The sequence below is a fragment of the Parasphingorhabdus sp. NYA22 genome (assembly GCF_976973735.1).
Genome location: NZ_OZ333477.1, coordinates 783,097 through 807,471 on the forward strand (window position 1 = coordinate 783,097; position 24,375 = coordinate 807,471).

27 protein-coding genes are annotated in these 24,375 nt (G+C 56.9%); 17 read left to right on the forward strand and 10 right to left on the reverse strand.

The window, feature by feature from the left end:
- Window positions 1-8 precede the first annotated feature (8 nt).
- Window positions 9-416, reverse strand: coding sequence for a DUF2177 family protein (locus tag ACWFTY_RS03860; protein WP_447526077.1), 408 nt, complete (start codon window positions 414-416; stop codon window positions 9-11).
- Between the two features lie 37 nt (window positions 417-453).
- Complete coding sequence (locus ACWFTY_RS03865) at window positions 454-1,113, reverse strand: hypothetical protein (protein WP_447526078.1); 660 nt, start codon at window positions 1,111-1,113, stop codon at window positions 454-456.
- Between the two features lie 101 nt (window positions 1,114-1,214).
- Here ACWFTY_RS03865 and ACWFTY_RS03870 point away from each other — a divergent pair, with 101 nt between their 5' ends.
- From ACWFTY_RS03870 to queA, 5 genes are all read left to right on the forward strand, one after another.
- A complete protein-coding gene (locus ACWFTY_RS03870) occupies window positions 1,215-1,463 on the forward strand; it encodes an exodeoxyribonuclease VII small subunit (protein ID WP_447526079.1) in 249 nt (82 codons plus the stop codon).
- A gap of 40 nt (window positions 1,464-1,503) precedes the next feature.
- A complete protein-coding gene (locus ACWFTY_RS03875) occupies window positions 1,504-2,370 on the forward strand; it encodes a polyprenyl synthetase family protein (protein WP_447526937.1) in 867 nt (288 codons plus the stop codon).
- A gap of 16 nt (window positions 2,371-2,386) precedes the next feature.
- On the forward strand, window positions 2,387-2,890 hold the full coding sequence (gene coaD / locus ACWFTY_RS03880) for a pantetheine-phosphate adenylyltransferase (protein WP_447526080.1): 504 nt from the start codon (window positions 2,387-2,389) through the stop codon (window positions 2,888-2,890).
- Window positions 2,891-2,976: 86 nt separating this feature from the next.
- Window positions 2,977-3,627: a peptidylprolyl isomerase gene (locus tag ACWFTY_RS03885; RefSeq protein WP_447526081.1), complete on the forward strand. Its 651-nt coding sequence runs from the start codon at window positions 2,977-2,979 to the stop codon at window positions 3,625-3,627.
- A gap of 8 nt (window positions 3,628-3,635) precedes the next feature.
- A complete protein-coding gene (gene queA, locus ACWFTY_RS03890) occupies window positions 3,636-4,667 on the forward strand; it encodes a tRNA preQ1(34) S-adenosylmethionine ribosyltransferase-isomerase QueA (RefSeq protein WP_447526082.1) in 1,032 nt (343 codons plus the stop codon).
- Between the two features lie 56 nt (window positions 4,668-4,723).
- Here the strand turns inward: queA and ACWFTY_RS03895 are convergent, their stop codons facing one another.
- Window positions 4,724-4,999, reverse strand: coding sequence for a hypothetical protein (locus tag ACWFTY_RS03895; protein WP_447526083.1), 276 nt, complete (start codon window positions 4,997-4,999; stop codon window positions 4,724-4,726).
- A 135-nt stretch (window positions 5,000-5,134) separates the two neighbouring features.
- Here ACWFTY_RS03895 and ACWFTY_RS03900 point away from each other — a divergent pair, with 135 nt between their 5' ends.
- The gene (locus ACWFTY_RS03900) at window positions 5,135-6,559 is read left to right on the forward strand and encodes an aldehyde dehydrogenase family protein (RefSeq protein ID WP_447526084.1); all 1,425 of its coding nucleotides are present in this window, start codon (window positions 5,135-5,137) and stop codon (window positions 6,557-6,559) included.
- A gap of 116 nt (window positions 6,560-6,675) precedes the next feature.
- Here ACWFTY_RS03900 and ACWFTY_RS03905 read toward each other — a convergent pair whose 3' ends face one another.
- A complete protein-coding gene (locus ACWFTY_RS03905; RefSeq protein ID WP_447526085.1) occupies window positions 6,676-7,035 on the reverse strand; it encodes a BufA1 family periplasmic bufferin-type metallophore in 360 nt (119 codons plus the stop codon).
- 154 nt (window positions 7,036-7,189) lie between these two features.
- Here ACWFTY_RS03905 and tgt point away from each other — a divergent pair, with 154 nt between their 5' ends.
- From tgt to xth, 7 genes are all read left to right on the forward strand, one after another.
- On the forward strand, window positions 7,190-8,317 hold the full coding sequence (gene tgt / locus ACWFTY_RS03910) for a tRNA guanosine(34) transglycosylase Tgt (protein ID WP_447526086.1): 1,128 nt from the start codon (window positions 7,190-7,192) through the stop codon (window positions 8,315-8,317).
- Window positions 8,314-11,040, forward strand: a complete 2,727-nt coding sequence (locus tag ACWFTY_RS03915) for a bifunctional [glutamine synthetase] adenylyltransferase/[glutamine synthetase]-adenylyl-L-tyrosine phosphorylase (protein WP_447526087.1) — start codon at window positions 8,314-8,316, stop codon at window positions 11,038-11,040. Before tgt ends, ACWFTY_RS03915 begins: the two co-directional genes overlap by 4 nt.
- Window positions 11,037-11,498 (forward strand): peroxiredoxin, encoded by a 462-nt coding sequence (locus ACWFTY_RS03920; RefSeq protein ID WP_447526088.1) that lies wholly within the window; start codon window positions 11,037-11,039, stop codon window positions 11,496-11,498. The genes ACWFTY_RS03915 and ACWFTY_RS03920 overlap by 4 nt, the downstream gene beginning before the upstream one ends.
- 10 nt (window positions 11,499-11,508) lie before the next feature.
- Window positions 11,509-12,306, forward strand: a complete 798-nt coding sequence (locus ACWFTY_RS03925) for a ferritin-like domain-containing protein (RefSeq protein ID WP_447526089.1) — start codon at window positions 11,509-11,511, stop codon at window positions 12,304-12,306.
- Window positions 12,307-12,450: 144 nt separating this feature from the next.
- On the forward strand, window positions 12,451-13,110 hold the full coding sequence (locus ACWFTY_RS03930) for a M23 family metallopeptidase (protein ID WP_447526090.1): 660 nt from the start codon (window positions 12,451-12,453) through the stop codon (window positions 13,108-13,110).
- A gap of 91 nt (window positions 13,111-13,201) precedes the next feature.
- The gene (gene erpA / locus ACWFTY_RS03935) at window positions 13,202-13,552 is read left to right on the forward strand and encodes an iron-sulfur cluster insertion protein ErpA (RefSeq protein ID WP_447526091.1); all 351 of its coding nucleotides are present in this window, start codon (window positions 13,202-13,204) and stop codon (window positions 13,550-13,552) included.
- A complete protein-coding gene (xth, locus tag ACWFTY_RS03940) occupies window positions 13,553-14,341 on the forward strand; it encodes an exodeoxyribonuclease III (protein WP_447526092.1) in 789 nt (262 codons plus the stop codon).
- Between the two features lie 31 nt (window positions 14,342-14,372).
- Here xth and ACWFTY_RS03945 read toward each other — a convergent pair whose 3' ends face one another.
- Entirely contained in the window at window positions 14,373-15,536 is a 1,164-nt protein-coding gene (locus ACWFTY_RS03945; RefSeq protein ID WP_447526093.1) for an N-acetyltransferase, read from the reverse strand.
- 143 nt (window positions 15,537-15,679) lie between these two features.
- Between ACWFTY_RS03945 and ACWFTY_RS03950 the strand changes: the two genes are divergently transcribed.
- The gene (locus ACWFTY_RS03950; protein ID WP_447526094.1) at window positions 15,680-16,780 is read left to right on the forward strand and encodes a fatty acid desaturase family protein; all 1,101 of its coding nucleotides are present in this window, start codon (window positions 15,680-15,682) and stop codon (window positions 16,778-16,780) included.
- Window positions 16,781-16,785: 5 nt separating this feature from the next.
- On the opposite strand, the gene lptG is transcribed toward ACWFTY_RS03950, so the two are convergent.
- On the reverse strand, window positions 16,786-17,874 hold the full coding sequence (gene lptG / locus ACWFTY_RS03955) for an LPS export ABC transporter permease LptG (RefSeq protein ID WP_447526095.1): 1,089 nt from the start codon (window positions 17,872-17,874) through the stop codon (window positions 16,786-16,788).
- Window positions 17,875-17,880: 6 nt separating this feature from the next.
- Window positions 17,881-19,086 (reverse strand): LPS export ABC transporter permease LptF, encoded by a 1,206-nt coding sequence (lptF, locus tag ACWFTY_RS03960; RefSeq protein WP_447526938.1) that lies wholly within the window; start codon window positions 19,084-19,086, stop codon window positions 17,881-17,883.
- A 132-nt stretch (window positions 19,087-19,218) separates the two neighbouring features.
- Here lptF and ACWFTY_RS03965 point away from each other — a divergent pair, with 132 nt between their 5' ends.
- Genes ACWFTY_RS03965 through ACWFTY_RS03975 form a run of 3 tightly spaced genes read left to right on the forward strand, consistent with a single transcriptional unit; the run spans window position 19,219 to window position 21,644 of the window.
- A complete protein-coding gene (locus ACWFTY_RS03965) occupies window positions 19,219-19,701 on the forward strand; it encodes a DUF2141 domain-containing protein (protein WP_447526096.1) in 483 nt (160 codons plus the stop codon).
- Between the two features lie 35 nt (window positions 19,702-19,736).
- On the forward strand, window positions 19,737-20,711 hold the full coding sequence (locus tag ACWFTY_RS03970) for a diacylglycerol/lipid kinase family protein (RefSeq protein WP_447526097.1): 975 nt from the start codon (window positions 19,737-19,739) through the stop codon (window positions 20,709-20,711).
- A gap of 15 nt (window positions 20,712-20,726) precedes the next feature.
- Window positions 20,727-21,644, forward strand: coding sequence for a hypothetical protein (locus tag ACWFTY_RS03975; protein WP_447526098.1), 918 nt, complete (start codon window positions 20,727-20,729; stop codon window positions 21,642-21,644).
- Window positions 21,645-21,761: 117 nt separating this feature from the next.
- Here ACWFTY_RS03975 and ACWFTY_RS03980 read toward each other — a convergent pair whose 3' ends face one another.
- From ACWFTY_RS03980 to spt, 3 genes are read right to left on the reverse strand one after another with little or no spacing between them, the layout of a single operon-like run.
- Window positions 21,762-22,556, reverse strand: a complete 795-nt coding sequence (locus ACWFTY_RS03980; RefSeq protein ID WP_447526099.1) for an enoyl-CoA hydratase/isomerase family protein — start codon at window positions 22,554-22,556, stop codon at window positions 21,762-21,764.
- Window positions 22,549-23,085, reverse strand: coding sequence for a hypothetical protein (locus tag ACWFTY_RS03985; protein ID WP_089133259.1), 537 nt, complete (start codon window positions 23,083-23,085; stop codon window positions 22,549-22,551). The genes ACWFTY_RS03980 and ACWFTY_RS03985 overlap by 8 nt, the downstream gene beginning before the upstream one ends.
- Window positions 23,085-24,284 (reverse strand): serine palmitoyltransferase, encoded by a 1,200-nt coding sequence (gene spt, locus ACWFTY_RS03990; RefSeq protein WP_447526100.1) that lies wholly within the window; start codon window positions 24,282-24,284, stop codon window positions 23,085-23,087. Before spt ends, ACWFTY_RS03985 begins: the two co-directional genes overlap by 1 nt.
- Window positions 24,285-24,375: the final 91 nt, after the last annotated feature.

Here is a 24,375-nt window from a genome sequence, read left to right on the forward strand (position 1 = left end):
CGGTAGCGTCAGGCCTTCACAAATTTCAGCACCAGATAAGCGGTCAGTGCTGCCGTCACGCCGGTCGCGAAAGCACCCCAGGCAATGTCGTATAGACTGATCTTGGTCGACCAGACTTTCAGGACAGCCTGACTAGTCAGGTCATAGGTTGCATAAGCGATCCCGCCGAACAAAGCGCCGTTGAGCAAGGCTGTGGTCCACTGACCGCTGGCCAGCGCTGGCTTGATTCCGAACCAGACGATACCGAACAGATAGATTGCATAGAATATCATCGCCGGTGCCTTGCGGAACTCGTCCGCCATGATCTCGCCGATCACCGGCCGGTATAGGGTCCCCGCCATATTGCTGAGCCAGAGAAAATCGAGAATGCCGAAGACGATGGCGGCGATGAAATAGGCGGCGATATATTGGGTCATATTTGTATTCTGCTTTCCTGTCGTTGCGCTTGCCCGCTCAGACCTGCTTTAACATGCGCGTCTTGCCGACCAGAAATGCGGCAGCGGATGCGACGGTAAAGGCGATCAGGGCGGTTATCATCATTGCCGGGGTCGCGGCCTCGGGTTCCGGAGCAAACCAGTTAACGGCCTGAAAAGCCGCCAGCAATATGGCCAAAAGCACTAAGACAAATTTCGAGCTGGGCGCAATTGGCCGCGTGCGGATTACGAAAAAGGCGAGCGCGCCAAAGGTGATCGCCAGCTCCAGCGGCATTTCGATCAGCGGATAATTCCACAGCGCAAAGCCCATTTTCGGCGGTGATCCGGCGAGCGTGAGGTCTGGCGCATGGACCAGCAGGTCGAGAAACCAGTGCGAGAGCACCACTGCGCCGCCAATCAGCGCGCCGGTCCGGTTGCGGGTGAACAACCAGATCAGTAGGGCAAAACCCGCAGCCCAGATCGCGCTGCCCAGCAGGCTGTGGGTATAGGGCATGTCATACAGGTCCAGCGGCACCATTTCGGTGATCCCCGGAGTGATCCGAAATTTCTCTATGCCGGCCAGCGCAAGGCCGAAAAAGCCGAAATCCAGAAGCTGTCCGGCGACAAACAACGTGCCGAGCCCCGGTGCCTTTGGGTGGGTTGCGGCGACCATGGCGGGCGCAAAATGACCGATGAACATGTTTCTTCTCCCAGCTTTTCTTTCGGGAGCTACACCGGAAGTGGACGATAGTGAAGTCCAGCCCTTGACCGCGGCCCAAAGCGTCGTCATTGAATTTCGCCATGAGCGAAACCAAAGAAGATTTTTCCGCACTGAATTTCGAGGACGCGCTGAAGCGCCTTGAAGATATCGTCCGCAAACTCGAAAGCGGCGATGTGCCGCTAGACCAGTCGATTGCGCTCTATAGCGAAGGCGAAAAATTGCGCGGCCTGTGCCAGCAAAGGCTGGAAGCCGCGCAGGCCAAGATCGAGAAAATCACGCTCGATCGCGATGGCAAACCAAAAGCCACTGTAGCTTTTGACGCGGACTGAGCCTGTGGCGGCCAACAATAATTCGGATCTTTTGCGGGAAATGGGGCGGGTTGCCACCGCGATCGACCGGCAGTTTGATACGCTTTTGCAGGTCCCGGACGACGCCCGCCGCGAACTATATGAAGCGATGCGCCATGCGGCGATCGGTGGCGGGAAACGGCTGCGACCGGTGCTGGTGATGGCGACGGCCAGACTGTTCAACGTCGACGAATCCTGCGCCATCCGCGCCGCCACGGCGGTCGAGGCCCTGCATGTCTATTCGCTGATTCACGATGATCTGCCCTGCATGGATGATGATGATCTGCGCCGGGGTAAGCCGACCACCCATATCGCTTTCGGCGAAGCGACCGCCGTTCTCGCTGGCGATGCGCTGCACGCGCTGGCCTTTGGATTGCTCGCCGACGAACGCACCCATCATGATCCTTTCATCCGCGCCGAGATGACCGCCTGTATGGCCAAGGCTGCCGGACCGGCTGGCATGGCGGGTGGTCAGATGATGGATCTGGTGGCGGAAAATTCCACTTTTGATCTTCCGACCGTAACCCGGCTGCAGCAGCTGAAAACCGGGGCGCTGATCGGTGCCTGCGTTGAAATAGGCGCGATTCTTGGCCGGGTCGCGAACGAAGGCCGGACCAGTCTGCGCGGCTATGCCCATGATCTGGGCCTCGCCTTCCAGATTGCCGATGACATATTGGATGTCGAAGGCGACGAAGAAAAGGCGGGCAAGGCGCTCCACAAGGATGCTGAAGCCGGCAAGGAAACTTTTCTGAGCCTGATGGGACTGGATCGGGCCAAAGAGCAGGCGCAGATGCTGGTGGATCAGGCCAAATCTCACTTGAACGGCTATGGCGAAGAAGCGGATTTGCTCCGCGCCATTGCAGAATATACAATTACTAGAGACCGCTAGGCGGGAAGGACGGGATATGAGAATCGGCGTTTATCCGGGAACTTTTGATCCCATTACCTTGGGGCATATGGACATCATCAGGCGCGGCATGCGGCTGGTCGACAAGCTGGTGATCGGCGTGACCACCAATCCTTCGAAATCGCCGATGTTCACCGACGAAGAGCGGCTCGACATGGTGCGCCGGGAAACCGCCGATCTGGGCGATGGCGTCGAGGTCGTCGGTTTCAACATGCTGCTGATGAAATTTGCCGAGAAACAGGGTGCCGGCGTGATCGTGCGCGGTCTGCGCGCTGTTGCCGATTTTGAATATGAATATCAGATGGCGGGCATGAACCAGCAGCTCAACGGCGATATCGAAACCGTATTTTTAATGGCCGATGTCTCGCTGCAGCCGATCGCGTCGCGTCTGGTCAAGGAAATTGCCATGTTCGGCGGCGAGATCCACAAGTTCGTGACGCCGCTTGTGGCCGATGAAATCACCGCAAGGGTGCAAAAGATCGGCCTGAAGGGCGATCAATAGGCTTTTCCAGCAATTCATTGCGGAGAAAGGTGGAATCGTTCAAAGACCAGTTTCTCTCCCAGCCCTCGATACCAAATGAGTATGCCATGCTGCGTAAATTTTTACTGACCATCTCCGCCCTGTTTCTGGCTTCCTTTCCTGCCCATGCGCAGGAAGCGGAGGAGCAGACACCGGCACCTGCGTCTGTTCCCGCTGAAGAAAATATCCTGCACCTCGATCTGTCGACCGGTGGCCGGGTAACGATACAGCTGTTTCCGGCAATGGCGCCCAATCATGTCGAGCGGATCAAGATGCTGACGCGGCAGGGCTTTTACGACGGTATTATTTTCCACCGGGTGATCGAAGGTTTCATGGCGCAGACCGGCGATCCGACCGGTACCGGTACCGGCGGCTCCGACCTGCCAGACCTGAAAGCGGAATTTGGCAATTTCCCCCACGTGCGCGGGGTGGTCTCGATGGCGCGGGCACAAGGCGAAGACAGCGCCAATAGCCAGTTTTTCATCGTCTTTTACCCGCGTTTTTCCCTCGATAAAAATTACACGGTGTTCGGCCGCGTGACTGCCGGGATGGAATATGTGGACGCAATCGAACGCGGTGAGCCGCCGGTCAATCCGAGCCGGATATTGCAGGCATCGGTGGCCGCAGACAATAAACCGCCGGTTCTACCGAGTGCCCTGGACAATATTTCCGAAGCGCCGTTTTCGGTCGATGACCTGAACGCGCCGATCAATCCCTAGAGTAATCCGTGCGCGTTGATCTGTTCGACTTTGCGCTGCCGCAGGAGCTGATCGCGCTGCGGCCAGCCGTCCCGCGCGACAGCGCGAAAATGCTGCAGGTCGATGGCGACCGACTGTTCGACCATATTGTCAGCGACCTGCCGCAATTGCTGGGTCCCAAAGACATATTGGTTTTCAACGATACCAAGGTCATTCCGGCGCAATTGCAAGGGACGCGCGGCGAGGCCAAGATCGGTGCGACGCTGCACAAGCGGGTCGACCTTCGCCGCTGGCAGGCCTTCATCCGCAACGCCAAGCGATTGCGCGTCGGCGAAATTGTCGATTTCGGCATGGACGTATCGGCAGAAGCGGAAGCCAAGCTGGACGACGGCAGTTTCATTCTGCACTTCCTTGGCGACGAGCCGGTCGAATTGCTGCTCGAACGGGCAGGCACCATGCCGCTGCCGCCCTATATCGCCAGCAAGCGGGCGATCGACGAGCGCGATGCCGACGATTACCAGACGATGTTCGCCAAGGAAAAGGGTGCGGTGGCGGCACCGACGGCGGCGCTGCATTTCACCGACGGATTATTGGCCGCGCTTGCCGAGGCCGGTGTGGGCAGTGAAATATTGACCCTGCACGTTGGTGCGGGGACGTTTCTGCCGGTCAAGGTTGACGAAACCGACGAGCACAAGATGCACAGCGAGTGGGGACGGATTGACGCCGAAACCGCAGGCCGCCTCAATGCAGCACGCAAAGCCGGAGGCCGGGTGATCGCAGTCGGCACCACCAGCCTGCGCCTGCTCGAAAGCGCGACGGGCGAAGACGGCATCATCCGCGCGTTCGAAGGCGACACCGATATCTTTATTACGCCTGGCTATAAATTCCGTGCGATCGACGGCCTGATGACCAATTTCCATCTGCCCAAATCCACCCTGTTCATGCTGGTCAGCGCGCTGATGGGTATGGAGACGATGCAAAAGGTTTACGCCCATGCGGTTGCCGGGGGTTATCGATTCTACAGCTATGGGGATTCCAGTCTGCTGCTGCCGGAAGTGTGAATTTTCTTGGTAAGTTCGTCCACAGGGCAACAGCGAACAGCATTCCGGATGGATATTTACTCTTTTACAATCACGGCAGGCATAAAAAACTTGGATAGCAACAGAACTAGCGCTGCAATTACCAAAAACAGGACAGTGGTCTCCGGCCATCCATCCAACCCTGATTTAGCGAAAAAAAATAGAGTGAAACCCGAGAGGGGAATCCAGTAATTCTTGTGGATAATCAACATAGCTTCGCAGCCCGTGCAAGCAAAGGGCGTGCCCATACCCCAGAGGGCTTTCGTATACGGAACGGCTGTGCCGCATTTCGGGCAGGTTTGCATAATGGACATCGCGTTAGCTTTCGGCGGTTGTTAAAAGAAGTTGGTCATGCGCTGATGAGCGCTGGCCTTGTTGCTAGTGGAATATCAAGCCGAATCAGGGCATGACAGTGAATATTATAAAAGTTTCGAAACGGAGAGATGACAATGGATAGCTACGAACAGAATTACATCAATGGCCAATGGGTCGATTCTATCGGCGGTACGCCGCATCAGGTCATCAATCCGGCAACCGAAGAGCCGGGCACGAAGATTGTTCTTGGCACCAAGGCCGACGTTGATGCCGCCGTCGCCGCAGCGAAAGCGGCGTTCAAAAGCTTCAGCCAGACCTCCCGCGAAGAGCGGCTCGCCCTGCTTGAACGGATCATTGAAGAATATAAAAAGCGCATGCCCGACATCGCCGCCTCTCTGGCGGTCGAAATGGGCGCGCCGATCAGCCTCGGCAATGCTGCGCAGGCCCCAGCCGGTCTTGGCGGGTTTCTGGGTACACTGGAAGCGCTGAAGACTTTCGAATTTACCGAAAAAGTCGGTGCCAATATGATTGCCTATGAACCCATCGGCGTGGTCGGCATGATCACTCCGTGGAACTGGCCTTTGAACCAGATCACGTTGAAAGTCGCTCCGGCTCTGGCGGGCGGCAATACGATGGTGTTGAAACCATCCGAAGAATGTCCCGGCAGCGCGGCCATTCTCGCCGAAGTGATGGATGCAGCAGGCGTTCCGCCCGGCGTATTCAATCTGGTGCAGGGTGACGGTCCGACCGTTGGCGCGGCGATTTCCTCGCATCCCGACGTCGATATGGTCAGCTTCACCGGCTCGACCCGCGCCGGTATCTTGGTGGCCAAAGCGGCTGCCGATACGGTCAAGCGCGTGCATCAGGAACTGGGTGGAAAATCGCCCAATCTGGTGCTGCCCGGTGCCAAGCTGGAAGAAGTCCTGCCACCGACTATTGCCGGGGTGATGGTCAACAGCGGTCAAAGCTGCATCGCGCCAACCCGCGTATTGGTGCACAAGGACCAGAACAGCGAAGCCATCGCCGTGGTCAAGAATATCGTCGAGAGTCAGGAAGTGGGCGACCCGACCGTTGAAGGCGGACATATGGGGCCGGTTGTGAACAAGGCTCAATATGGCAAGATCCAGGATCTGATCCAGTCCGCGATTGACGAGGGTGCCACGCTGGAAACCGGCGGCACTGATCTGCCTGCCAATGTGAACCGCGGCTATTATATCAAACCGACGCTGTTTAGTGGCGTGACGCCGAATATGCGGATCGCCAGGGAAGAGGTTTTCGGTCCGGTGGTGACGCTGATGAGCTATGATAATCTCGAAGAGGCAATCGAGATTGCGAATGACACAGAATATGGTCTCTCCGCCGTGATTTCCGGCGATCCGGCGGCAGCCGTCGCGGTTGCGCCGCAATTGAAGGCCGGCATGGTCATCGTCAACAATTGGGGACCGGCTCCCGGCTTGCCCTTCGGCGGATATAAGCAGTCCGGCAACGGCCGTGAAGGCGGTGTCTATGGCCTGAGGGATTTCATGGAAGTGAAATCAATCAGCGGTTTGCCAAGCTAAACGTTTGCGTTCTTCGCAAGCTACAGCTTGGCGGGACGCTGTAATGACAATGCACCTCGAACAAAAAAGGGCGGCTCAATCGAGCCGCCCTTTTTTTGCTTCACGTCCCGGAAGGTCTAGCCTTCAGCAGGAGCCGCTGCTGGAGCGACCGGTGGGTCGTTGTCAGCAACTTCGGTGAGCGATCCGCCCATGGCTTCGCAATCACCGGCGTCGGTATTTTTCCAGGCATTGCCCTGATAGTCGACGACGGACGTACCGGCACAGGAGGTGCCTTCGCCAGCCTTGCAGTCATTTTCACCGGCCAGGGCGATGCCGTAGCATTTTTCCTGGTCCGCTGCCGCGACTTCGGTCACTTCGCCGCTTGATGCTTCGGCGCCTTCGCTGGCTGCTTCGGTGCTGCCGCCGGAACAGGCGGAAAGAGCGGCTGCCGCGATCAGTGCGGTTGCTGCGGAACCAAGTGTTGTAGCTTTTATCATAAAATACTCCCGATTTAGGTCTTTGAGAATCTGCGCCCATCCTGCACAGATGTTGAAATATTCGAACAGGACGGACCATTGGTTACACCAACAATAGCAAAACACAAAATCGAGGCCGTAAAATCTGGTCTCGCAGTGAAAATCGGGCATTTGCATGGCTGAGCGCTTTTCCTTTTCCATCGCCGCAACCGACGGCAAGGCGCGGACCGGCAAGATCAGCATGATGCGCGGCGGTATTCGCACGCCTGCGTTCATGCCGGTGGGAACAGCCGCGACGGTCAAGGCGATGAAGCCGGAGACCGTGCGCGCAACGGGTGCGGACATCATTCTCGGCAATACCTATCACCTGATGCTTCGTCCCGGCGCGGAGCGGGTGGCGCGTCTCGGCGGATTGCACAAGTTCATGAACTGGGATCGACCGATCCTGACCGATAGCGGCGGCTATCAGGTGATGAGCCTGTCGGAACTGACCAAGCTCAGCGAAAATGGCGTCGAATTCCAGAGCCATCTCGACGGTTCGCGCCATATGCTGACCCCGGAACGGTCGATGGAAATTCAGCGGCTGCTCGGCAGCGACATCGTCATGGCGTTCGACGAATGTACCAAGAATGGCGCAACCCGCGAGGAAGCACAGGCATCGATGGAACGATCGATGCGCTGGGCGAAGCGGTCGCGGGACGGCTTCGACAGCGGCGAAGAGCATGCGGCGAGAGCGGCTTTGTTCGGCATTCAGCAAGGCTCGCTCGACAAGGAAATGCGGGCGGCTTCGGCGGAGGCTTTGATCGAAATCGGTTTTGATGGCTATGCCATTGGCGGTCTGGCTGTCGGCGAGGGGCAGGAAGCGATGTTTGATGTGCTCGATTATGCGCCGGGTCAATTGCCCGCCGACAAGCCGCGCTATCTGATGGGCGTCGGCAAGCCGGACGATCTCGTCGGCGCGGTCGAGCGGGGCGTCGATATGTTCGACTGCGTGCTGCCAAGCCGGTCCGGTCGCAATGGCCAGGCATTTACCGCGCAGGGGGCTCTCAATATCCGCAACGCCAAATTTGCCGAGGATCTGGCGCCGCTCGACGAGAATTGCGCATGCTCCGTCTGCCAGAACCACAGCCGCGCCTATTTGCACCATCTGATCCGGGCGAAAGAGATATTGGGGGCGATGCTGATGACCGAGCATAATATCGCTTATTATCAATCGCTGATGGCAGGCATGCGCGACGCAATTGCCGAGGGCACATTTGCTGATTTTGCCCTAAAATTCCGCAGCGCCTATCTGAAGTCATGATTGTCGGGCTACCGGACAAAACGAACCTGAAGGATGCGCTGGACCGCGCCCGCGATAATGCGCCTTATCTCGGGATGGCGATGCAGATACTGCCCGAACTGACCGATCTGCTCGCCGCAGAAAATCTCGAGGCAGCGCTGGAATATGTCGGCAGCGCCGGAGAAGGTGCCAAAAATGTCCGGCAAAAATTGCGCCGCGAAAAGCGGGCTCTGGCCCTGACTTTGGCGATTGGTGATCTGGCCGGACAATTGTCACTGACCGATGTGATCACGCGCCTTTCGGATTTTGCCGACCGGGCGCTGGATGAGGCGCTGGCCGATATATATGCGACCCGCTATCCCGATGCGCAGCTGGAAGGCTTTTCGATCATTGGCCTCGGCAAACACGGCAGCCGCGAACTCAACTATTCGTCGGATATCGATCCGATCTTCATTTACGATCCCGATAAAATTCCGGTTCGCGGCAGGGAAGATCCCAGTGACGCAGCGCGGCGGATCGGCCAGCAGCTGGTCGAGGCGCTCAACGCCCGCGATGCGGACGGCTATGTTTTCCGGGTCGACATGCGGCTCAGGCCTTCGCCGGAAGTCAGTCCGGTGGCGCTGCCGGTCGAAGCGGCGATCAGTTATTATGAATCGAGCGCGCTGGCGTGGGAGCAGGCGGCCTATATCCGGTCACGGGCCGCTGCCGGTGACCCCGGGCTGGGGCAATATTTTCTAGAAACGATCAATCCGTTCATCTGGCGGCGGTCGCTGGATTATGGAGCGATCAAGAATATCGGCTCGGTCACCGCGCAAATCCGTGATCATTATGCGGCGGGTCAGAAATTCGGACCGGGCTTTGACCTGAAACGCGGGCGAGGCGGGATTCGCGAGACGGAATTTTATGCCCAGATGCACCAGCTCATCTTTGGCGGGCGGCAACCGGATTTGCGGGTACCGGCGACGCGCGATGCGCTGGCGGCGCTGGTAAAGGCGGGACGGATCGATGGTGAAAAAGCGCGGGTTCTGAGCGAGTCCTACGAACTTTACCGGGTCATCGAACATCGTCTGCAGATGGTCAACGACCAGCAAACCCATAGTTTGCCCGACGCTGCAGCGGATCTCGACCGCGTGGCGCGGCTGCACGGGATGGAAACCGGCCAGCAATTGCTCGACCTGCTGGCCCCGCATATCGATGCGGTCGGCAATATTTATGATGATTTGATCGAACCGGAAGATGACAGACGTCTGCCGACTGATGAAGAAAAGTTGGCTGCTGTAATCGCCAGTAAAAATTTGCTCGAAGGCGAGAGTTTTCTGCAGGCGATCAAGCGCTGGCGGAGCGGCAAGGTGACGGCCTTGCGGTCTGCTGCGGCTCAGGAGTCTTTCGAGGCTATCCTTCCTGATCTGGTCGATGCAATCGCCACCGCACCCAATTCGACAAAGGCGCTGGCGCGGCTCGATAGCCTGATCGACAAATTGCCGACCGCGATCAATTTCTTCCGGATATTGGAAGCCCGGCCCGCTTTGCTCGACTTGCTCGGCAAGATTCTAAGCCATGCGCCGGTGCTGGCCGATGCTTTGGCGCAGCGCGCAGAATTATTCGACGGTCTGATCGATGCTACCGCGCTTGACCTGCCCCCGTCGGTGGATGAGCTTGCCGAACAATTTGCCCGGATGGAACCGGGCGATGATTATCAGATGCTGCTCGACCGGGTGCGGGCCCGCGTCGGTGAAAAACGCTTTGCGCTCGGGGTCCAGCTGATCGAGGGGCATCATGATGCGCTGGATATATCGGCGGGCTATGCCCGGGTGGCGGAAGCGGCGATTCAGGTGCTGACCGACGCGACAATCAAGGAATTTGAAGAGACTCACGGAAAGGTTCCTGGCTGTGCTCTGCTGATTCTGGCGTTGGGCCGGTTGGGCGGAGAGGCCTTGACCCATGCTTCGGATCTGGACCTGATCTTCCTGTTCAGCGGCGATCATAGCGCAGAGTCCGACGGCAACAGATCATTGGGGGCTACCCAATATTATAACCGGCTGACCGCGCGGATCGTGACGGCGCTTTCGGTGCCGACCGCCGCCGGACCGCTCTATGAAGTGGATACGAGGCTGCGGCCATCCGGAACCCAGGGGCCTTTGGCGGTGACCCTTGAGAGCTTTTACAAATACCAGCGGGAAAGCGCCTGGACCTGGGAGCATATGGCTTTGACCCGGGCGCGACCGGTCTATGGCGACAAAGCGAACCGCGCCGAACTGGAACAGAAGATTCGTGAAATCTTGCGCAAGGCCCGCGAACCTGAGGAATTGCGCAAGGCGGTCCGGAAGATGCGGCTCGATATTGTCGAGCACAAGCCGCCCAAGGGTCCGCTTGATACCAAGATGATGGAAGGCGGACTGGTCGACTGGGAGTTTATCGTCCACTTCCTGCAGCTGAAAACCGGTGAGGCGCTCTATCCGCAGCTCGGCAAAGCGGTGCGTGCGCTCGTCGCCGCGGGGCATCTGGGTGAGGATATGATCACCGCGCATGAATTGATGACACGCTTGCTGGTGGCCCTGCGCCTGATGTCTCCGGATTGCGACTTTCCGCCGGAAACCAGCCGGGCCTTGATCGCCAAGGCTGCGGGGCAGGAAAGCTGGGACGCGCTGCTCGATGGCTATGATCAGGCGCGGCAATGCGTTATTGACGAGTGGAACAGGCACTTGCGGCCGGACCCCGATGAAATTCTAGGAGACATAATATGATCGATGTGGGCGACAAAATACCGGATATGGAACTGGTGGCGCCGGATGGCAGCCCGGTGAAGATATCCGATTATGCCGGCAAGAAGCTCGTGCTGTTTTTCTACCCGAAAGCCAGCACGCCCGGATGCACAACGGAGTCGAAGGATTTTTCTGCCCTCTTGCCGGAATTCAAGAAAGCCGGTGCCGCAGTGCTCGGCATGTCTGCCGATTCGCCGAAACGGCAGCAGAATTTCATCGCCAAACAGGAATTGACGGTCGATATCGCTTCCGACGAAAGCACCGAGTTTCTCGAGAAAATCGGCGTCTGGGCGGAAAAGAAAATGTACGGCAAGACCTATATGGGGATTATCCGTTCGACCTTTCTGATCGGCCCGGACGGTACTGTGCTCAAGGCCTGGCCGAAAGTGAAGGTCAAGGGCCATGCGGAAGAGGTTCTGGCTGCGGTGCAGGCGGCATAAACCCTTCGAAATGACTCAACCGATCACTGTAGGCGCAGCCGTTCTGCGCGTGCTTCAGACCGCTGATCCCACCGCCAAGGTGATGGCCGCGCGCCATGCTGCGCGGGAATGGCGGCTGGCGAGGCTGACTCACAATTTTGGCGAGATCATGCCGGACATTCCGGCGCGGCCCGGCCATCCGGTGTTGATGCGTCCCCGCGACATGCCAAGACGCGGCACAGGCACCTCGGTACCCCGGCGGGTCGCCCTGATCCATGCGCTCGCCCATATCGAATTTGTCGCGATTGATCTGGCCTTCGACATGATCGGCCGGTTCGGCGCAGAGTTTCCGCGAGAATTCACGGATGACTGGATGCGGGTCGGTGCGGAAGAAGCGATGCATTTTGCCTTGCTGGATCGCAGGTTGCGGGATCAGGGCAGTCATTACGGCGCACTTCCCGCTCATGATGGTCTCTGGGATAGCGCAAAAAATACCGCCTATAATGCTTCGGCGCGTCTCGCCATCGTTCCGATGGTGCTCGAGGCGAGGGGACTGGACGTGACCCTGGAGACAGTCGAGCGTTTCAAACGACAGGGCGATGAACTGACGGCAAAGGTTTTACATCGAATCTATAATGACGAGATTTGCCACGTTTCTTTCGGCACGAAATGGTTCGAATATGCCTGCGAAAGAGACAATCTGGCCCCGCATGACCATTGGAAACATCTTGTAAAAACCCACTTCAAAGGCGGGTTAAAGCCTCCATTTAACGACTCAGCGCGCCGAGCAGCCGGTCTGACCCAAGAATATTATTATGGTGTTGAATAATTAACCCGAATGAATTTACACCCGTAAACGCACAACGGGGGCGAAGGTTCCGCCGCAAAATTCACGCCATGGATTTCATGGGTCGCAAATAAAAGGTTCGATCATTATATGACCGAAAACATAGTAGTTTTATTTAAGAAATCTGTGAGCAAGATCACAGCCATTGCTTTTCTCGGATCGGCGATGATTTTTTCCACCGCCGCATCAGCGGAAGCAGCCGCAGAAGCCAGCATCCCGGTTGATGTGCTGAAAAGCCAGGCAGCTGAAAGCGCTCTTGGCGAAGCGGACCCAGCATTCAAGATGATTTTCAACAACTGGAGCGGCCAGGGCAAGATTGAAGCGGTGAAACTCACCATTCCTTCGAGAAAGCCGGTGAAAGATTTCACGCTGACCAGTTCTTACGGTTTCCGTTCCGACCCTTTCAAAGGTCGCCGCGCCAATCACAAGGGCCTTGATATGGCCGGACCGATCGGCACTCCCATTTATGCTACCGCTGACGGCATCATCGGCCGCGCCCAATGGGTGAACGGCTATGGCAAATATATCGAAATCAACCACGGCAACGGCATCCAGACCCGTTATGGCCATATGTCGCGGCTCAATGTTGAAGCAAACGCCCGCGTCAAGAGCGGCGACCTGATCGGCTTCATGGGCTCGACCGGTCGCTCCACTGGCAGCCACCTGCATTATGAAGTGCGGATTGCCGGCGAAGCGGTCAATCCCATCCCATTCATGCAATCCAATGATTTCCTGATCGCGCAGAAGCTGAATTCCGGCGTTGCATTGGGCGGCCCAGCCGAATAAGATCGATTTTACACCTTTGGGAGAGGGTGCATAAGGGAGCGGTTTGAGCTTAAGGCTTGCCGCTCCTTTTGATTCTCCCTATCTTAACAATATGAACCAGGCCCTTACAACTCTCGAGCAGGATATCATCCTGACCCCCAATGCCGCCAAACGCGTGGCTGCCATTGCCGAAAAACAGGGCAAAGCAGCCATATTGCGACTTGCGGTCGAAGGCGGGGGCTGTTCCGGATTTCAATATCGTTTCGGTCTCGCCGACGGCATCGAAGCGGATGATATCGCGGTCGAGGAAGCTGGCGTAACGCTGGTTGTTGACGAAATCAGCCTCGATCTGGTGCGCGGTAGCGCCGTCGACTTTGTCGAGTCGCTTGGCGGCAGCGCCTTTCAGGTTACCAATCCCAATGCTGCGTCTGGATGCGGCTGCGGCTCCAGCTTCTCTGTCTAAGTGAAAATAGCCAGCTACAATATCAACGGCATCAAGGCACGCCTGCCGCGCTTGCTGGAGTGGCTTGAAGAGACCAGGCCCGATGTCGCCTGCCTGCAGGAAATCAAGACGCAGGACGAGGGCTTCCCCGCCGACAAGTTCGAGGAAATTGGCTATGGCGCGATCTGGCACGGCCAGAAGAGCTTCAATGGCGTTGCCATATTGGCGCGCGATCAGGTGCCGGAAGAGGTCAAGCGTGGCCTCGATGGCGAACCGGAAGACGAGCATAGCCGCTATATCGAAGCCAATATCAGTGCCAAAGACGGTTCGAAAGTCCGCGTCTCCAGCATCTATCTGCCCAACGGTAACCCCCACCCGGGTCCGAAATTCGATTTCAAGCTGCGGTGGATGAAACGGTTGCGGGAACGTGCCGCAGAAATCTGGGCGGAAGAGGTGCCTGCGGTGCTCGCCGGCGACTATAATGTCATCCCGCGCGACAATGATGTCTATTCGGTCAAGGCGATGCAGAATGACGCGCTGATGCAGCCGGAAAGCCGTGAGGGCTATCGGCGCATATTAAACGACGGCTGGACCGATGCTCTCGGTGTCACCTATCCGGCTGGCAATATCTGGACCTATTGGGACTATCGCAGCGGCGGCTGGCAACGCGATCAGGGCTTTCGCATCGATCATCTGTTGCTTAGCCCGCTTGCCGCGGATCGCCTCGAAAGCTGCGGTGTCGACAAGGAGTATCGCGGCCGGGAGAAAGCCAGCGATCATACACCAGCGTGGGTCGATCTGGACATTTGAGGCGCCTGACGGCGATTAATAACGGTTTCGCTTAGGTGATCGGCTTTTCATAAATAAGATATTCGCGGTTGATGGTCGCTTCAATCGCTTCTGCAATCGCTACCATCCCCTGATTATCTTCCAATATCCAGCCGATTTCCGCACGCTTGGTGCCGAAATTCAGCTTGGCATCGCGACGGATATATTCGATCAGCATGAACACCATCTGGCTGGCCAGGCGGCTGTTTTGCAGTTCTTTTTTAACCCCCATTAACGGCACCCGCATCGAATTGGATTTGGGGAATTTCAGCCACCATAGCAGCTTGGCCCAGCCGAAGGGCCATAGCGAACCCTTCATGGTTTTGAGCACCTCGTTCATATCGGGTAGCGTCATCATGAAGGCTACCGGCTCACCTTCCAGTTCGGCAATCCGGATCAGATCTTCATGGACGATCGGTTTCAGGCTTTTGCCGGCATGTTCGATCTCCCGGTCGGTCATCGGGACAAACCCCCAATTGCTTGACCATGCGTCGTTCAGGAGATTCATGATGATTGCGGCATCGCGATCAAAATATTTCTTGTCGACTTTGCGGATTTTCAGTCGCTTGTTACGCTCACCGGATGCCACGATCCGTTTGACGAGATCAGGAAAGCCATCCTCCACGGGAAGATGGTAGGTCACGAGCCGTTTGGCGACACGATATCCAAGATTCTCGATCCAACCCTGATATTCTTCATTGTGGTGGCCCATCATGATCATCGGGCTATGGTCATGGCCCTCGGTCAAGAGACCGGGTTCTTCCCAGACCGACATGCTGATCGGGGCAAGCACGCGGGTCATGCCCTGATCTTTCAACCAGTCTTCGGCGGCATGGATCAAGGCGTGCATGGTCGCTTCATCGCTTGCTTCCATCAGCCCCCAATTGCCGGTTCCGGGTCCCATACCCTGTTCGGGCGGCTGTTCCAGCGCCAGCTCGTCAATATGCGCGCTGATCCGGCCGACCACCTTGCCCCGTCGGAGGGCGAGGAATAATTGCACCCGCGCATGTTCGAAGAACGGATTTTGTCCCGGCGTGATCAGCTTGGCGAATTCGGATCGGAGCGGCGGAACCCAATGCGGATCAGAGGCGTTGAGCTTGTAGGCAATATCGATGAACTGCTTGGTCTGGGCCTTGGTAGTGACAGGTTCTACGACTATATCCTGAGTGGCCACCATATTTGATCCTTCTATATTAGCGGCTGGCTGTGGCGTTAATCGAGACGCAATGTCAAGGGCAGGCGCGCCATTGCGGTCTTGTCCTTGCCATGATGTCGCCACGATATGTTGCTCTAGGCCATCCAACAATTATGCAGGTGTTTATGAGTACGACAACCATCTCTCCGAAAAATACGCCAACGGCTGCGGTAGACCCGCGCCGGATCAATGCCGCTGTCCCGGTTCCCGAAGATGTCGAACTGATCCGCACTGCGGCCAAGGTCACGCGTGATCTCAACACGCCCAAGGCCGCAGTTTACTGGGCTGATTTTCTGGCATCTGTGGTTGTTGGCTACGGTGCCCTCGCCGGCGCGATTGTCAGCCCGTCCACTGTTCTCGCGATTGCCTTTGGCTTGATTGCGGTCCTCGCTCTCTATCGCGCGGGCAGCTTCATTCACGAATTGACGCACGTCCGCCGCAATGCGCTCCCCGGCTTTCATTTCGCCTGGAACGCCTTGTTCGGCGTACCGATGCTGATCCCGTCGTTCATGTATGAAGGCATTCACAGCATCCATCACCGGACCAAGAAATATGGCACGGTGGAAGATCCGGAATATTTGCCGCTGGCACTGATGAAGCCCTGGTCGGTGCCTCTATTCGTGATTGTCGCGGCGCTGGCACCGGTGGCGTTGCTGTTCCGCTATGCGATATTGTCGCCGCTATCCGCGATCATTCCGCCGCTGCGCAGGATTGTGGTCGAACGCTATTCTGGCCTGATCATCAATCCCGACTTTCGCCGCAAGCCGCCCGAAGGCGACCTTAAACGGCGCTGGCTCGCTTGCGAAATTGGCGCGAGCATCTGGTCTATTTCCCTGCTGGCCATGGTTGCGACCGACGTCATTTCCATGCGCGCTTTTCTGATATTCCTCGGCGTGATGTCGGGCAGCGTTGTGCTCAACCAGATTCGCACGCTGGTCGCGCATCTCTGGGAGAATGATGGTCAGGAAATGAGCGTGACGGGGCAATATCTCGACAGTGTCAACGTGCCGCCGCCAGCAACCTTGCCCGCCTTATGGGCGCCGGTTGGGCTGCGCTATCACGCGTTGCACCATCTGCTGCCGGGTGTTCCCTATCATAGTCTTGGCGAAGCGCACCGGCGTATCGCGGCAGAATTGCCGTCCGATTCCAAATTCTACCGGGCGGATCACGGCAGTCTATGGAAGTTGATCACGGGACTGGTGCGCGGCAGCGCAGGCAGAAACTGAAGCAGCTATTCCTCGGTCCGGATCAGCACCGTCTCGCCGATCAGGAAAAATAGCATGAACGGCGCCCAGGCTGCCAATAGGGTCGGATAAGCGCCGATATTGCCCATCGCCAGCGCGAAATTATCGGCGACGAAATAGGCAAAGCCGAGCGCCATGCCGATCACGGCGCGCAGGAACAACTGCCCGGACCGGGCCAGACCGAAAGCGGCGACAGCACCCAGCAACGGCATCAGGATCGAAGACATCGGCCCGGAAATTTTGTGCCACCAGCCGGCTTTCAGGCTCATCGTCGGGCGGCCCGCGCGCTCGAGTTCACCAATGGCTGTGTGCAGTGCAAAAATCGACAGGCTGTCCGCGTCGACATTCGTCAGCGTGAACTGGTCCGGCCGGATCGAATCACCGATCAATATCTCGGCTTTCTTTTCTTCGGTTCCGCTGCTGACATCAAACTGGGTGACGTCGGTGAGTTTCCAACCTTTGTCCGTGAACCGGGCTTCGTCGCCTTGCATCAGGCCTTTCAGTCCGTTCCCGGTGCGATTGTAGATGGTGATGTCTTGCAGCACGACATCATTGCCGCGGCCGGTCACCGTTCGCGCGTTGATAAGATTATTGCCATCCTTTACCCATACATTGGTGCGGACGTTGCTTTCCGCCGGAATCGGGCCGAACTCGACTTTCTCCCACTGCGACAATCGGGCGGTCGATGGGGCGACAATTGTTTCGTTGAACACGAACGAGACCAGCGCCACGCCCATGCTGGTTACGATCAATGGCGCGAGGATCTGGTGGGCGGACAGGCCGCCGGCCTTCATCGAGATGACTTCGCTATTCTGGTTCAAGGTGGCGAGGGTGATGATCGTCCCGAGCAGCACGGAAAAGGGCAGAAAACGCGCCACGAGCTGCGGGGCGCGCAGGGAAACATAGGTCCAGAGCTCGGCTTCGCCATTGCCTTGATAGGCCATGATCTTGCCACTCTCGCCGAGCAGGTCGAGCGCCTGCAGTACCAGTACGAGCAATGCAAGCACCGCCAGCGTCCGGACGATGAACATTTTCGCCATATAGATGGCCAGTGTCCGGGAGGGGAAAAAGTCCATATCCGGCTATTCCTTCATCAACGCGCGTTTGCGATTGAAATTCAGCAAGCCCTTGAAAACGCCTCCGAACTTGGAGAAGGCCTTTTCCAGTGCACCGATCGGCTGGCCGCCGGGAACATGGGCTGCAACATGATACATCCACATGATCAGCGCGGCGAACAGACAGAAGGGCAGCCACAAGGCTATGATCGGGTCAATAAGGCCGAGCGCCCCGACATCCTCGCCATATTCGTTGACCTTGTGATAGGTCACAATCATGATGATCGACAGAAAAACGCCAAGCGCGGAGCTGGAGCGTTTCGGGGGTACAGCCAGCGCCACCGCCAATAGCGGCAGCAGCAACATCATCATCACCTCGACCATGCGAAAGTGGAAATTGGCGCGGCTTTCATTGCGTTCGGCAACCGGGCGGTTTTCGTCCTGTCCGACCCGGACCAGTTCCGGTATCGTATATTCCAGATTCTTGCCGCCGCGCGAGCGGAAGCTCTCGATATCGGGCAAATCGATCGGCAAATCATGGTTGCTGAAACTCAGGATGCGCGGTTTTTCGTAATTCGGGGCATCATGGACCAGCACGCCATCGGTCAGCCGCAAGATGATCGTATCGGGATCGTCGGTCGCCAGAAACTGGCCGTGTTTCGCCGTGACGGAGACGGTCTGGCCTTTTTTATTCTCGGCGCGGACGAACATCCCGCTCAATTTGGTGCCGTTGTCGCGGCTTTCCTCGATCCGCAGGGTCATCCGGCTGCCCAGATTGGTGAATTCGCCGACCTTTATGGAGGCACCGAGCGCACCCGACCGCAATTCGAAGCGTAGTTCTTCATAATAATAGCGGGACAGTGGCTGAATGAAGCCGACAAGTGCGAGATTGACCAGCATCAAGGCGATTGTGAACATATAAGGCACCCGGAGCAGCCGTCCGTAACCCTGGCCAACGGCACGGAAAACATCGAGTTCCGAACTGAGCGCAAGCTGTCGGAACGCCAGCAAAATACCGAGCAGCAGGCCGATCGGTATGCCGAGAGAAAGATATTCGGGTATCAGATTGGCCAGCATCCGCCAAACCACGCTGACAGGGCCGCCTTCTGCCGCGACAAAATCGAAAAGACGCAGCATTTTTTCCAGCACCAGCAGCATGGCCGCGATCACCAATGTACTGAACAGAGGCACGGCGATCAATTTTGCTAGATAGCGATCAGTGGAAGTCAGCAGTTTCAACTTGTTGTCTCCCTCTCACCATGTTTTCGCCGCAAATCAAATCCATAACAATCGGTAGATCGGGGGGCTGATTCTTGTCCGTGCCGGAGTAATGGCGCGGGTATAACGACTAGGAGTTACTACGTCATGTTGAAATTTGCGGCATCCATCGCATTATCGACCACTATTTTGTTATCTTCTGCCCCGGCATTCGCTGGAGGCCGCGAGATACCCAATGACATGCGCCGTTGCCAGTCGGGCAAAGGCCCTGCTGTAAGAGTCGAAATTGAGGGTCTGAAGGAAACTACCGGAAGGGTCCGCGTCCAGAGCTATCGCGGTACCAAGGACGAATGGCTGAAAAGCGGTGCCTGGTTGTCTCGTATCGAAGTCCCCGTCAGCGCGAAAAACATGACCTTCTGCCTGCCGTTCAGCCAGGCCGGCGAATATGCGATTGCCGTGCGTCATGATCTTAACGGTAACGGCAAGACCGACCTGACCAGCGACGGCGGCGGCATGTCGAACAATCCGAGCATCAACATCTTCAACCTTGGCAAGCCAAGCTACAAGAAAACCAAATTTGCGATCGGCAATGAGGTTAAATCCATCCGCATCACAATGAAATATATGTGATGCACCGGGCTCGCCGGATAATTTGGGGCTAATTCATGGCAAATGTCGCACTTCTTTCCAATCCGAACTCGACCGGGAACCGGGCAATTTTGCCAGAAGTGCGCTCTTATTGCGTCAAAAACAGCGATGTTTTCCACTATGAAGTGGATCATGTTGATGAAATTGCCAAGGCGCTGGAAACCATTGCCCGGGTGAAACCGAAAGTGCTGGTCATCAACGGTGGCGACGGAACGGTACAGGCGGCATTGACCGAATTGCACCAGGGTGGCCATTTTGGTGACAACCCGCCGCCGGTCGCGGTTCTGCCCAATGGCAAGACCAATTTGATCGCGCTCGATCTCGGTTCGGAAGGCAATCCGCTGAAAGCGCTCGAGCGCATTGTCGAACTGGCCAAGCATGATTTGCACGAACATCTGGTCGACCGCGAGCTTATCGCGCTCTCCGATGGCAGCAAGGATAGCAAGGTCGTGCTCGGCATGTTTCTCGGCGGTGCCGGTCTGTCGGAGTTCATTCTCTATTGCCGCCACAAGATCTACCCGCTGGGACTGCCAAACGCGGCGGCGCATGTGCTGACGGTTTTTGCCGCGCTTGCATCGGTCCTGTTCGGGATAAGAGGGAAATTCCTGCCCAAACGATCGACACCGATCAAGATATCGCTGATCCGCGATGGCCAGTTTCAGGGCAATTTTGCCGTGCTGATCGTCACCACGCTGGAAAAGCTTCTGCTAATGAAACGATCGATGCGAAACCAGCATGCGATTGGCCGGATGCAATTTCTGGCGATTGACCAGCGCGCCAGTTCTATCGTGCGTTTTTTGCTGTCGGTGATTTTCGGACGGTTGGGCAAAAATGTCCAGAAAGGCATCCATCTCGAGCGCGGCGATATGATCCGCATCGAGGGCGAGGGCAGCAATGTGCTGATGGACGGCGAACTTTTCTCGGCCCAGCCAGGCCATCCGATCGTGCTGAAATCAACCAAGCCGGTATCCTTCCTTCGGCTAGCCGCCTGAGCTAGGACGTTTCGCGTGAGCGATCTCAAATCATTAATTGCGCAGGAACTGGCCGAGCCCGTTGATAAGCGGGTCTCGGCTTTTGCGGCCTCGATTGCGGCGCAATATGGCGACGCATCGCGAGCGGTGCTGTTCTATGGCTCCTGCTTGCGAACAACTCAGCTCGACGGGCAGATGCTCGATTTCTACCTGATCGTTTCGGACTATGAGGCGGCTTATGGAAAAAGCTGGCTGGCGGGGGCGAACAAGCGGTTACCACCCAATGTATTTCCGGCGGAACATGCCGGACTGGTCGCCAAGGTGGCGGTGCTCAGCGAGAAGGATTTTTACAGACTGAACCGGATTGGTGCCAGCGCGGTCAGCGTCTGGGCCCGCTTTGCACAGCCCTCGCGGCTGGTCTGGCAAGCGGACGAAGCGGCACAGGCGCATGCGGTCGAGGCGATTGAAGGCGCCGCAATAACCTTGTTCGACATGAGCTTTCCGATGATGGATATCGATACGGAACATACAATAGCCGCGCTCTGGAAACGCGGTTTTGAACTGACCTATGGTGCGGAGTTGCGCGCCGAGCGGAAGGATCGTTCCGATTCGGTCGTCGATTCCGATCCCGAACGTTATGCCAGATTTGGACCGGCCGTGATGGCGGCGATTGCCGAACGGGACAAAGCGCGGGGCAAGAAGATCAAAATTGTCGCCTCTCGCGATGCGGTTGAAAAAAGATGGCGGCAATTGCGGCGCAACGGCAAGATTTTGACTCTCGCCAGACTGGCCAAGGCGTCCGCCACTTATGCCGGCGGCATCGATTATCTCGCCTGGAAGATAAATCGTCACGCCGGGACCGATTATGTGATCAAGCCGTGGCAACGCAAGTGGCCGATATTGGGTGCGCTGGTGATGCTGCCGCGATTGATTGCCGGTGGGGCGATTAAATGACGCTATTCAACTAAATAGGTCCGTCATCCTGAACTCGTTTCAGGACCTTAGGCGTCTAAACCGGAAGATGGTGGCAAGAGTGACGGGGTCCTGAAACAAGTTCAGGATGACGAGAAATCACCGATCCTTGTAGTCCGGCTTCCGCTTCGCAAAAAACGCCTTGGCCGCCTCGCGGCTGTCTTCGGTCATCGACAGCATCACCTGCTGCCGGTCTTCGATGGCGAGGGCGGCTTCGAAACTCTGTGCATCGATATTGCGATTGAGCGCATCCTTAGACAGGCGCAAACCCATTGGCGCGGTGTCGAGCATTTCTTCGGCCAGCGACAGGCCGGTCGAGAGCAGCTTGTCCTCGTCGACAACCTCGCTGATCAGGCCATGTTTCTCCGCCCGTTCGGCATGGATGAACCGGCCGGTCAGGATCAGTTCCGACGCAATTGACGCGCCGACCATCCGCGGCAGAAAATAGCTCGATCCCATATCGCAGCCGCCGAGACCGATCTTGATATAGGCGGCGTTCATTTTGAGCGATGGCGCGCCAAAGCGAACATCGCTGGCGAGTAACAGCGAGAAACCGCCACCACAGGCGGCGCCCTGCGCCAGCGCAATAATCGGCTGCGGACATTGCCGCATCAATTGCATCACGGTGGCGATCGAACGCTGGGTGTTCCAGACGTGCTGGACCTGCCCGCGCGAGCCGGCATTCTTCCAGCCACCGATATCGAGACCCGCGCAAAAGGCGCGGCCTTCTGCGCGGAAGAGAACGACACGGACATCCAGACGCTTCTGCAGACCGCGGAAATAATCCTGCAGCGCAAAGATCATTTCCTCGTTCATCGTGTTGAGCTTTTCGGGGCGGTTGAGCGCCAGGATTTCGATCGCGCCGCGCTGTTCGATGAGGATGGGATTATTCATTACAGTTTACGTCCGTTGGAAGGTCCATCGATTGAACCAATTTCTTGATTGTTGCTATGTCATATTCGACCCACTGATCATCCGCAGGTTCGATCAATGCCGGACTGGCCAACCCTCCATCGCAACAAAAGCAAATTTCTATTTCGCCAACCATTTCTCCCAATTCATTAAAATATCGGAAGAAATGGTGGGGAATAAAACATGCTTCTTCGTAGGCACCTTCGCCACTTTCGGGACGTTGAACGATGATTTGACGAAAGATGGCTTTTTCAAACATCATTCGTTGCTCGGAAGTCAACTCGACCCCATCGACATTGCCCATACCAAAGAAGCCATCGTCGTTGAGTGGTCGGTCTTCAATGAATAAACGTACCGACTTGGCGTGAGGATAGACTTCGATAGACTTTGTTTCTGTTATGAGTTCATCCGAGGGAGCTTGGGCTTTTTGGGCATCACATGCAGCTAAGCCAAAAATAGAGAAAATAGCGATCAGAAACAATTGAATCTGATGTCTATTTCTGACTGGCATCAAATCGCCCCGACCGCTTTCCCGGCCGCTTCAAACATGCCCAATATCTGGTCGACCTGTTCGCTTGTATGTTCCGCGCATAATGAACAGCGTAGCAGAGTCATATTCGCGGGTGTCGCTGGCGGTCTTGCCAGGTTCACATAAAGCCCTTCGGCGAGCAGCGCCTGCCACATCATCGCGCCTTTTTCGAGATCGGGCATGATCACTGCGATGATCGCGCTTTGCGCTTCCGGTGTACCGAGGGTGAAGCCGAGATCGCGTAGGCCTTTGTGGAGCTTTTTGCTATTCTCCCACAGATGCGCGCGTTTGTTGCCGCTGTGCATCAGCTTGCGGATCGAGGTGCTCGCCGTTGCCATGACGCTGGGCGGCAGGCTGGCGGTGAACACATAGGGACGGCAAACTAGCCGCAAAATTTCGGATTTGGGGTGGTTGGAGACGCAGAAGCCGCCAACCGTGCCGACGCTTTTGCTGAACGTGCCGATGATGAAATCGACATCGTCAATCACGCCCTGTTCTTCGCACACGCCGCGCCCGTTCTCGCCGATAAAGCCCATGCTATGCGCTTCGTCGACCAGCACCATCGCGCCGTTTTCCTTGCAGATGCGTACCATTTCCTTGAGCGGTGCGACATCGCCGAGCATTGAATAGACGCCTTCGAGGACGACCAGCTTGCCGGCTTCGGCGGGGAGGCGTTTCAGGCGCTTTTCCAGCGCTTCGACATCGTTATGGCGAAAGGCGACGACCTCGGCATTGCCCATAGCGCAGCCGTCATAGATGGAGGCATGGCTGTCGATGTCGAGAATGACATAGTCGCCCTTGCCGGCGAGCGTGGAGATGATTCCGAGATTGGCCTGATAGCCGGTGGAAAAGACCATCGCATGGTCCATGTCGTAGAATTCCTTGAGCGCTTCCTCGCAATCGCGATGCAGGCTGTAGGTGCCGTTGAGTACCCGGCTGCCGGTGGTGCCGGAACCGAATTCCTTGAGCGCTTTCAATCCCGCCTGACGAACGTCGTCGTCAAAGGTCATGCCCATATAATTATAGGTGCCGAGGAGAATGGTCTCCTTGCCATCGCAAATGGCGACAGTGGGCGAGATGACTTCCTCCATCACCAGCGAAAACGGGTCCTTGACGCCCGTGGCGAGGAGATTTTCACGCTCCTGAATGAGCGGATCAAATTTACTGAGTAGATCGGTCATGCTTTACTTCCGTTAGTCCTGAGCCTGTCGAAGTACCAACTACCCGCTCGTGCGACCCTTAGTTTTCCTCAGGGCGAACGGGTGTCTGGCT

Bases quoted from the DNA above. Each gene is read 5' to 3' on its own strand.
- ACWFTY_RS03860 (WP_447526077.1), bottom strand. From the start codon at position 416: ATGACCCAATATATCGCCGCCTATTTCATCGCCGCCATCGTCTTCGGC.
- ACWFTY_RS03865 (WP_447526078.1), bottom strand. From the start codon at position 1,113: ATGTTCATCGGTCATTTTGCGCCCGCCATGGTCGCCGCAACCCACCCA.
- ACWFTY_RS03870 (WP_447526079.1), top strand. From the start codon at position 1,215: ATGAGCGAAACCAAAGAAGATTTTTCCGCACTGAATTTCGAGGACGCG.
- ACWFTY_RS03875 (WP_447526937.1), top strand. From the start codon at position 1,504: ATGGGGCGGGTTGCCACCGCGATCGACCGGCAGTTTGATACGCTTTTG.
- coaD (WP_447526080.1), top strand. From the start codon at position 2,387: ATGAGAATCGGCGTTTATCCGGGAACTTTTGATCCCATTACCTTGGGG.
- ACWFTY_RS03885 (WP_447526081.1), top strand. From the start codon at position 2,977: ATGCTGCGTAAATTTTTACTGACCATCTCCGCCCTGTTTCTGGCTTCC.
- ACWFTY_RS03895 (WP_447526083.1), bottom strand. From the start codon at position 4,999: ATGTCCATTATGCAAACCTGCCCGAAATGCGGCACAGCCGTTCCGTAT.
- ACWFTY_RS03900 (WP_447526084.1), top strand. From the start codon at position 5,135: ATGGATAGCTACGAACAGAATTACATCAATGGCCAATGGGTCGATTCT.
- ACWFTY_RS03905 (WP_447526085.1), bottom strand. From the start codon at position 7,035: ATGATAAAAGCTACAACACTTGGTTCCGCAGCAACCGCACTGATCGCG.
- tgt (WP_447526086.1), top strand. From the start codon at position 7,190: ATGGCTGAGCGCTTTTCCTTTTCCATCGCCGCAACCGACGGCAAGGCG.
- ACWFTY_RS03915 (WP_447526087.1), top strand. From the start codon at position 8,314: ATGATTGTCGGGCTACCGGACAAAACGAACCTGAAGGATGCGCTGGAC.
- ACWFTY_RS03920 (WP_447526088.1), top strand. From the start codon at position 11,037: ATGATCGATGTGGGCGACAAAATACCGGATATGGAACTGGTGGCGCCG.
- ACWFTY_RS03925 (WP_447526089.1), top strand. From the start codon at position 11,509: ATGACTCAACCGATCACTGTAGGCGCAGCCGTTCTGCGCGTGCTTCAG.
- erpA (WP_447526091.1), top strand. From the start codon at position 13,202: ATGAACCAGGCCCTTACAACTCTCGAGCAGGATATCATCCTGACCCCC.
- ACWFTY_RS03945 (WP_447526093.1), bottom strand. From the start codon at position 15,536: ATGGTGGCCACTCAGGATATAGTCGTAGAACCTGTCACTACCAAGGCC.
- ACWFTY_RS03950 (WP_447526094.1), top strand. From the start codon at position 15,680: ATGAGTACGACAACCATCTCTCCGAAAAATACGCCAACGGCTGCGGTA.
- lptG (WP_447526095.1), bottom strand. From the start codon at position 17,874: ATGGACTTTTTCCCCTCCCGGACACTGGCCATCTATATGGCGAAAATG.
- ACWFTY_RS03965 (WP_447526096.1), top strand. From the start codon at position 19,219: ATGTTGAAATTTGCGGCATCCATCGCATTATCGACCACTATTTTGTTA.
- ACWFTY_RS03970 (WP_447526097.1), top strand. From the start codon at position 19,737: ATGGCAAATGTCGCACTTCTTTCCAATCCGAACTCGACCGGGAACCGG.
- ACWFTY_RS03980 (WP_447526099.1), bottom strand. From the start codon at position 22,556: ATGAATAATCCCATCCTCATCGAACAGCGCGGCGCGATCGAAATCCTG.
- ACWFTY_RS03985 (WP_089133259.1), bottom strand. From the start codon at position 23,085: ATGCCAGTCAGAAATAGACATCAGATTCAATTGTTTCTGATCGCTATT.
- spt (WP_447526100.1), bottom strand. From the start codon at position 24,284: ATGACCGATCTACTCAGTAAATTTGATCCGCTCATTCAGGAGCGTGAA.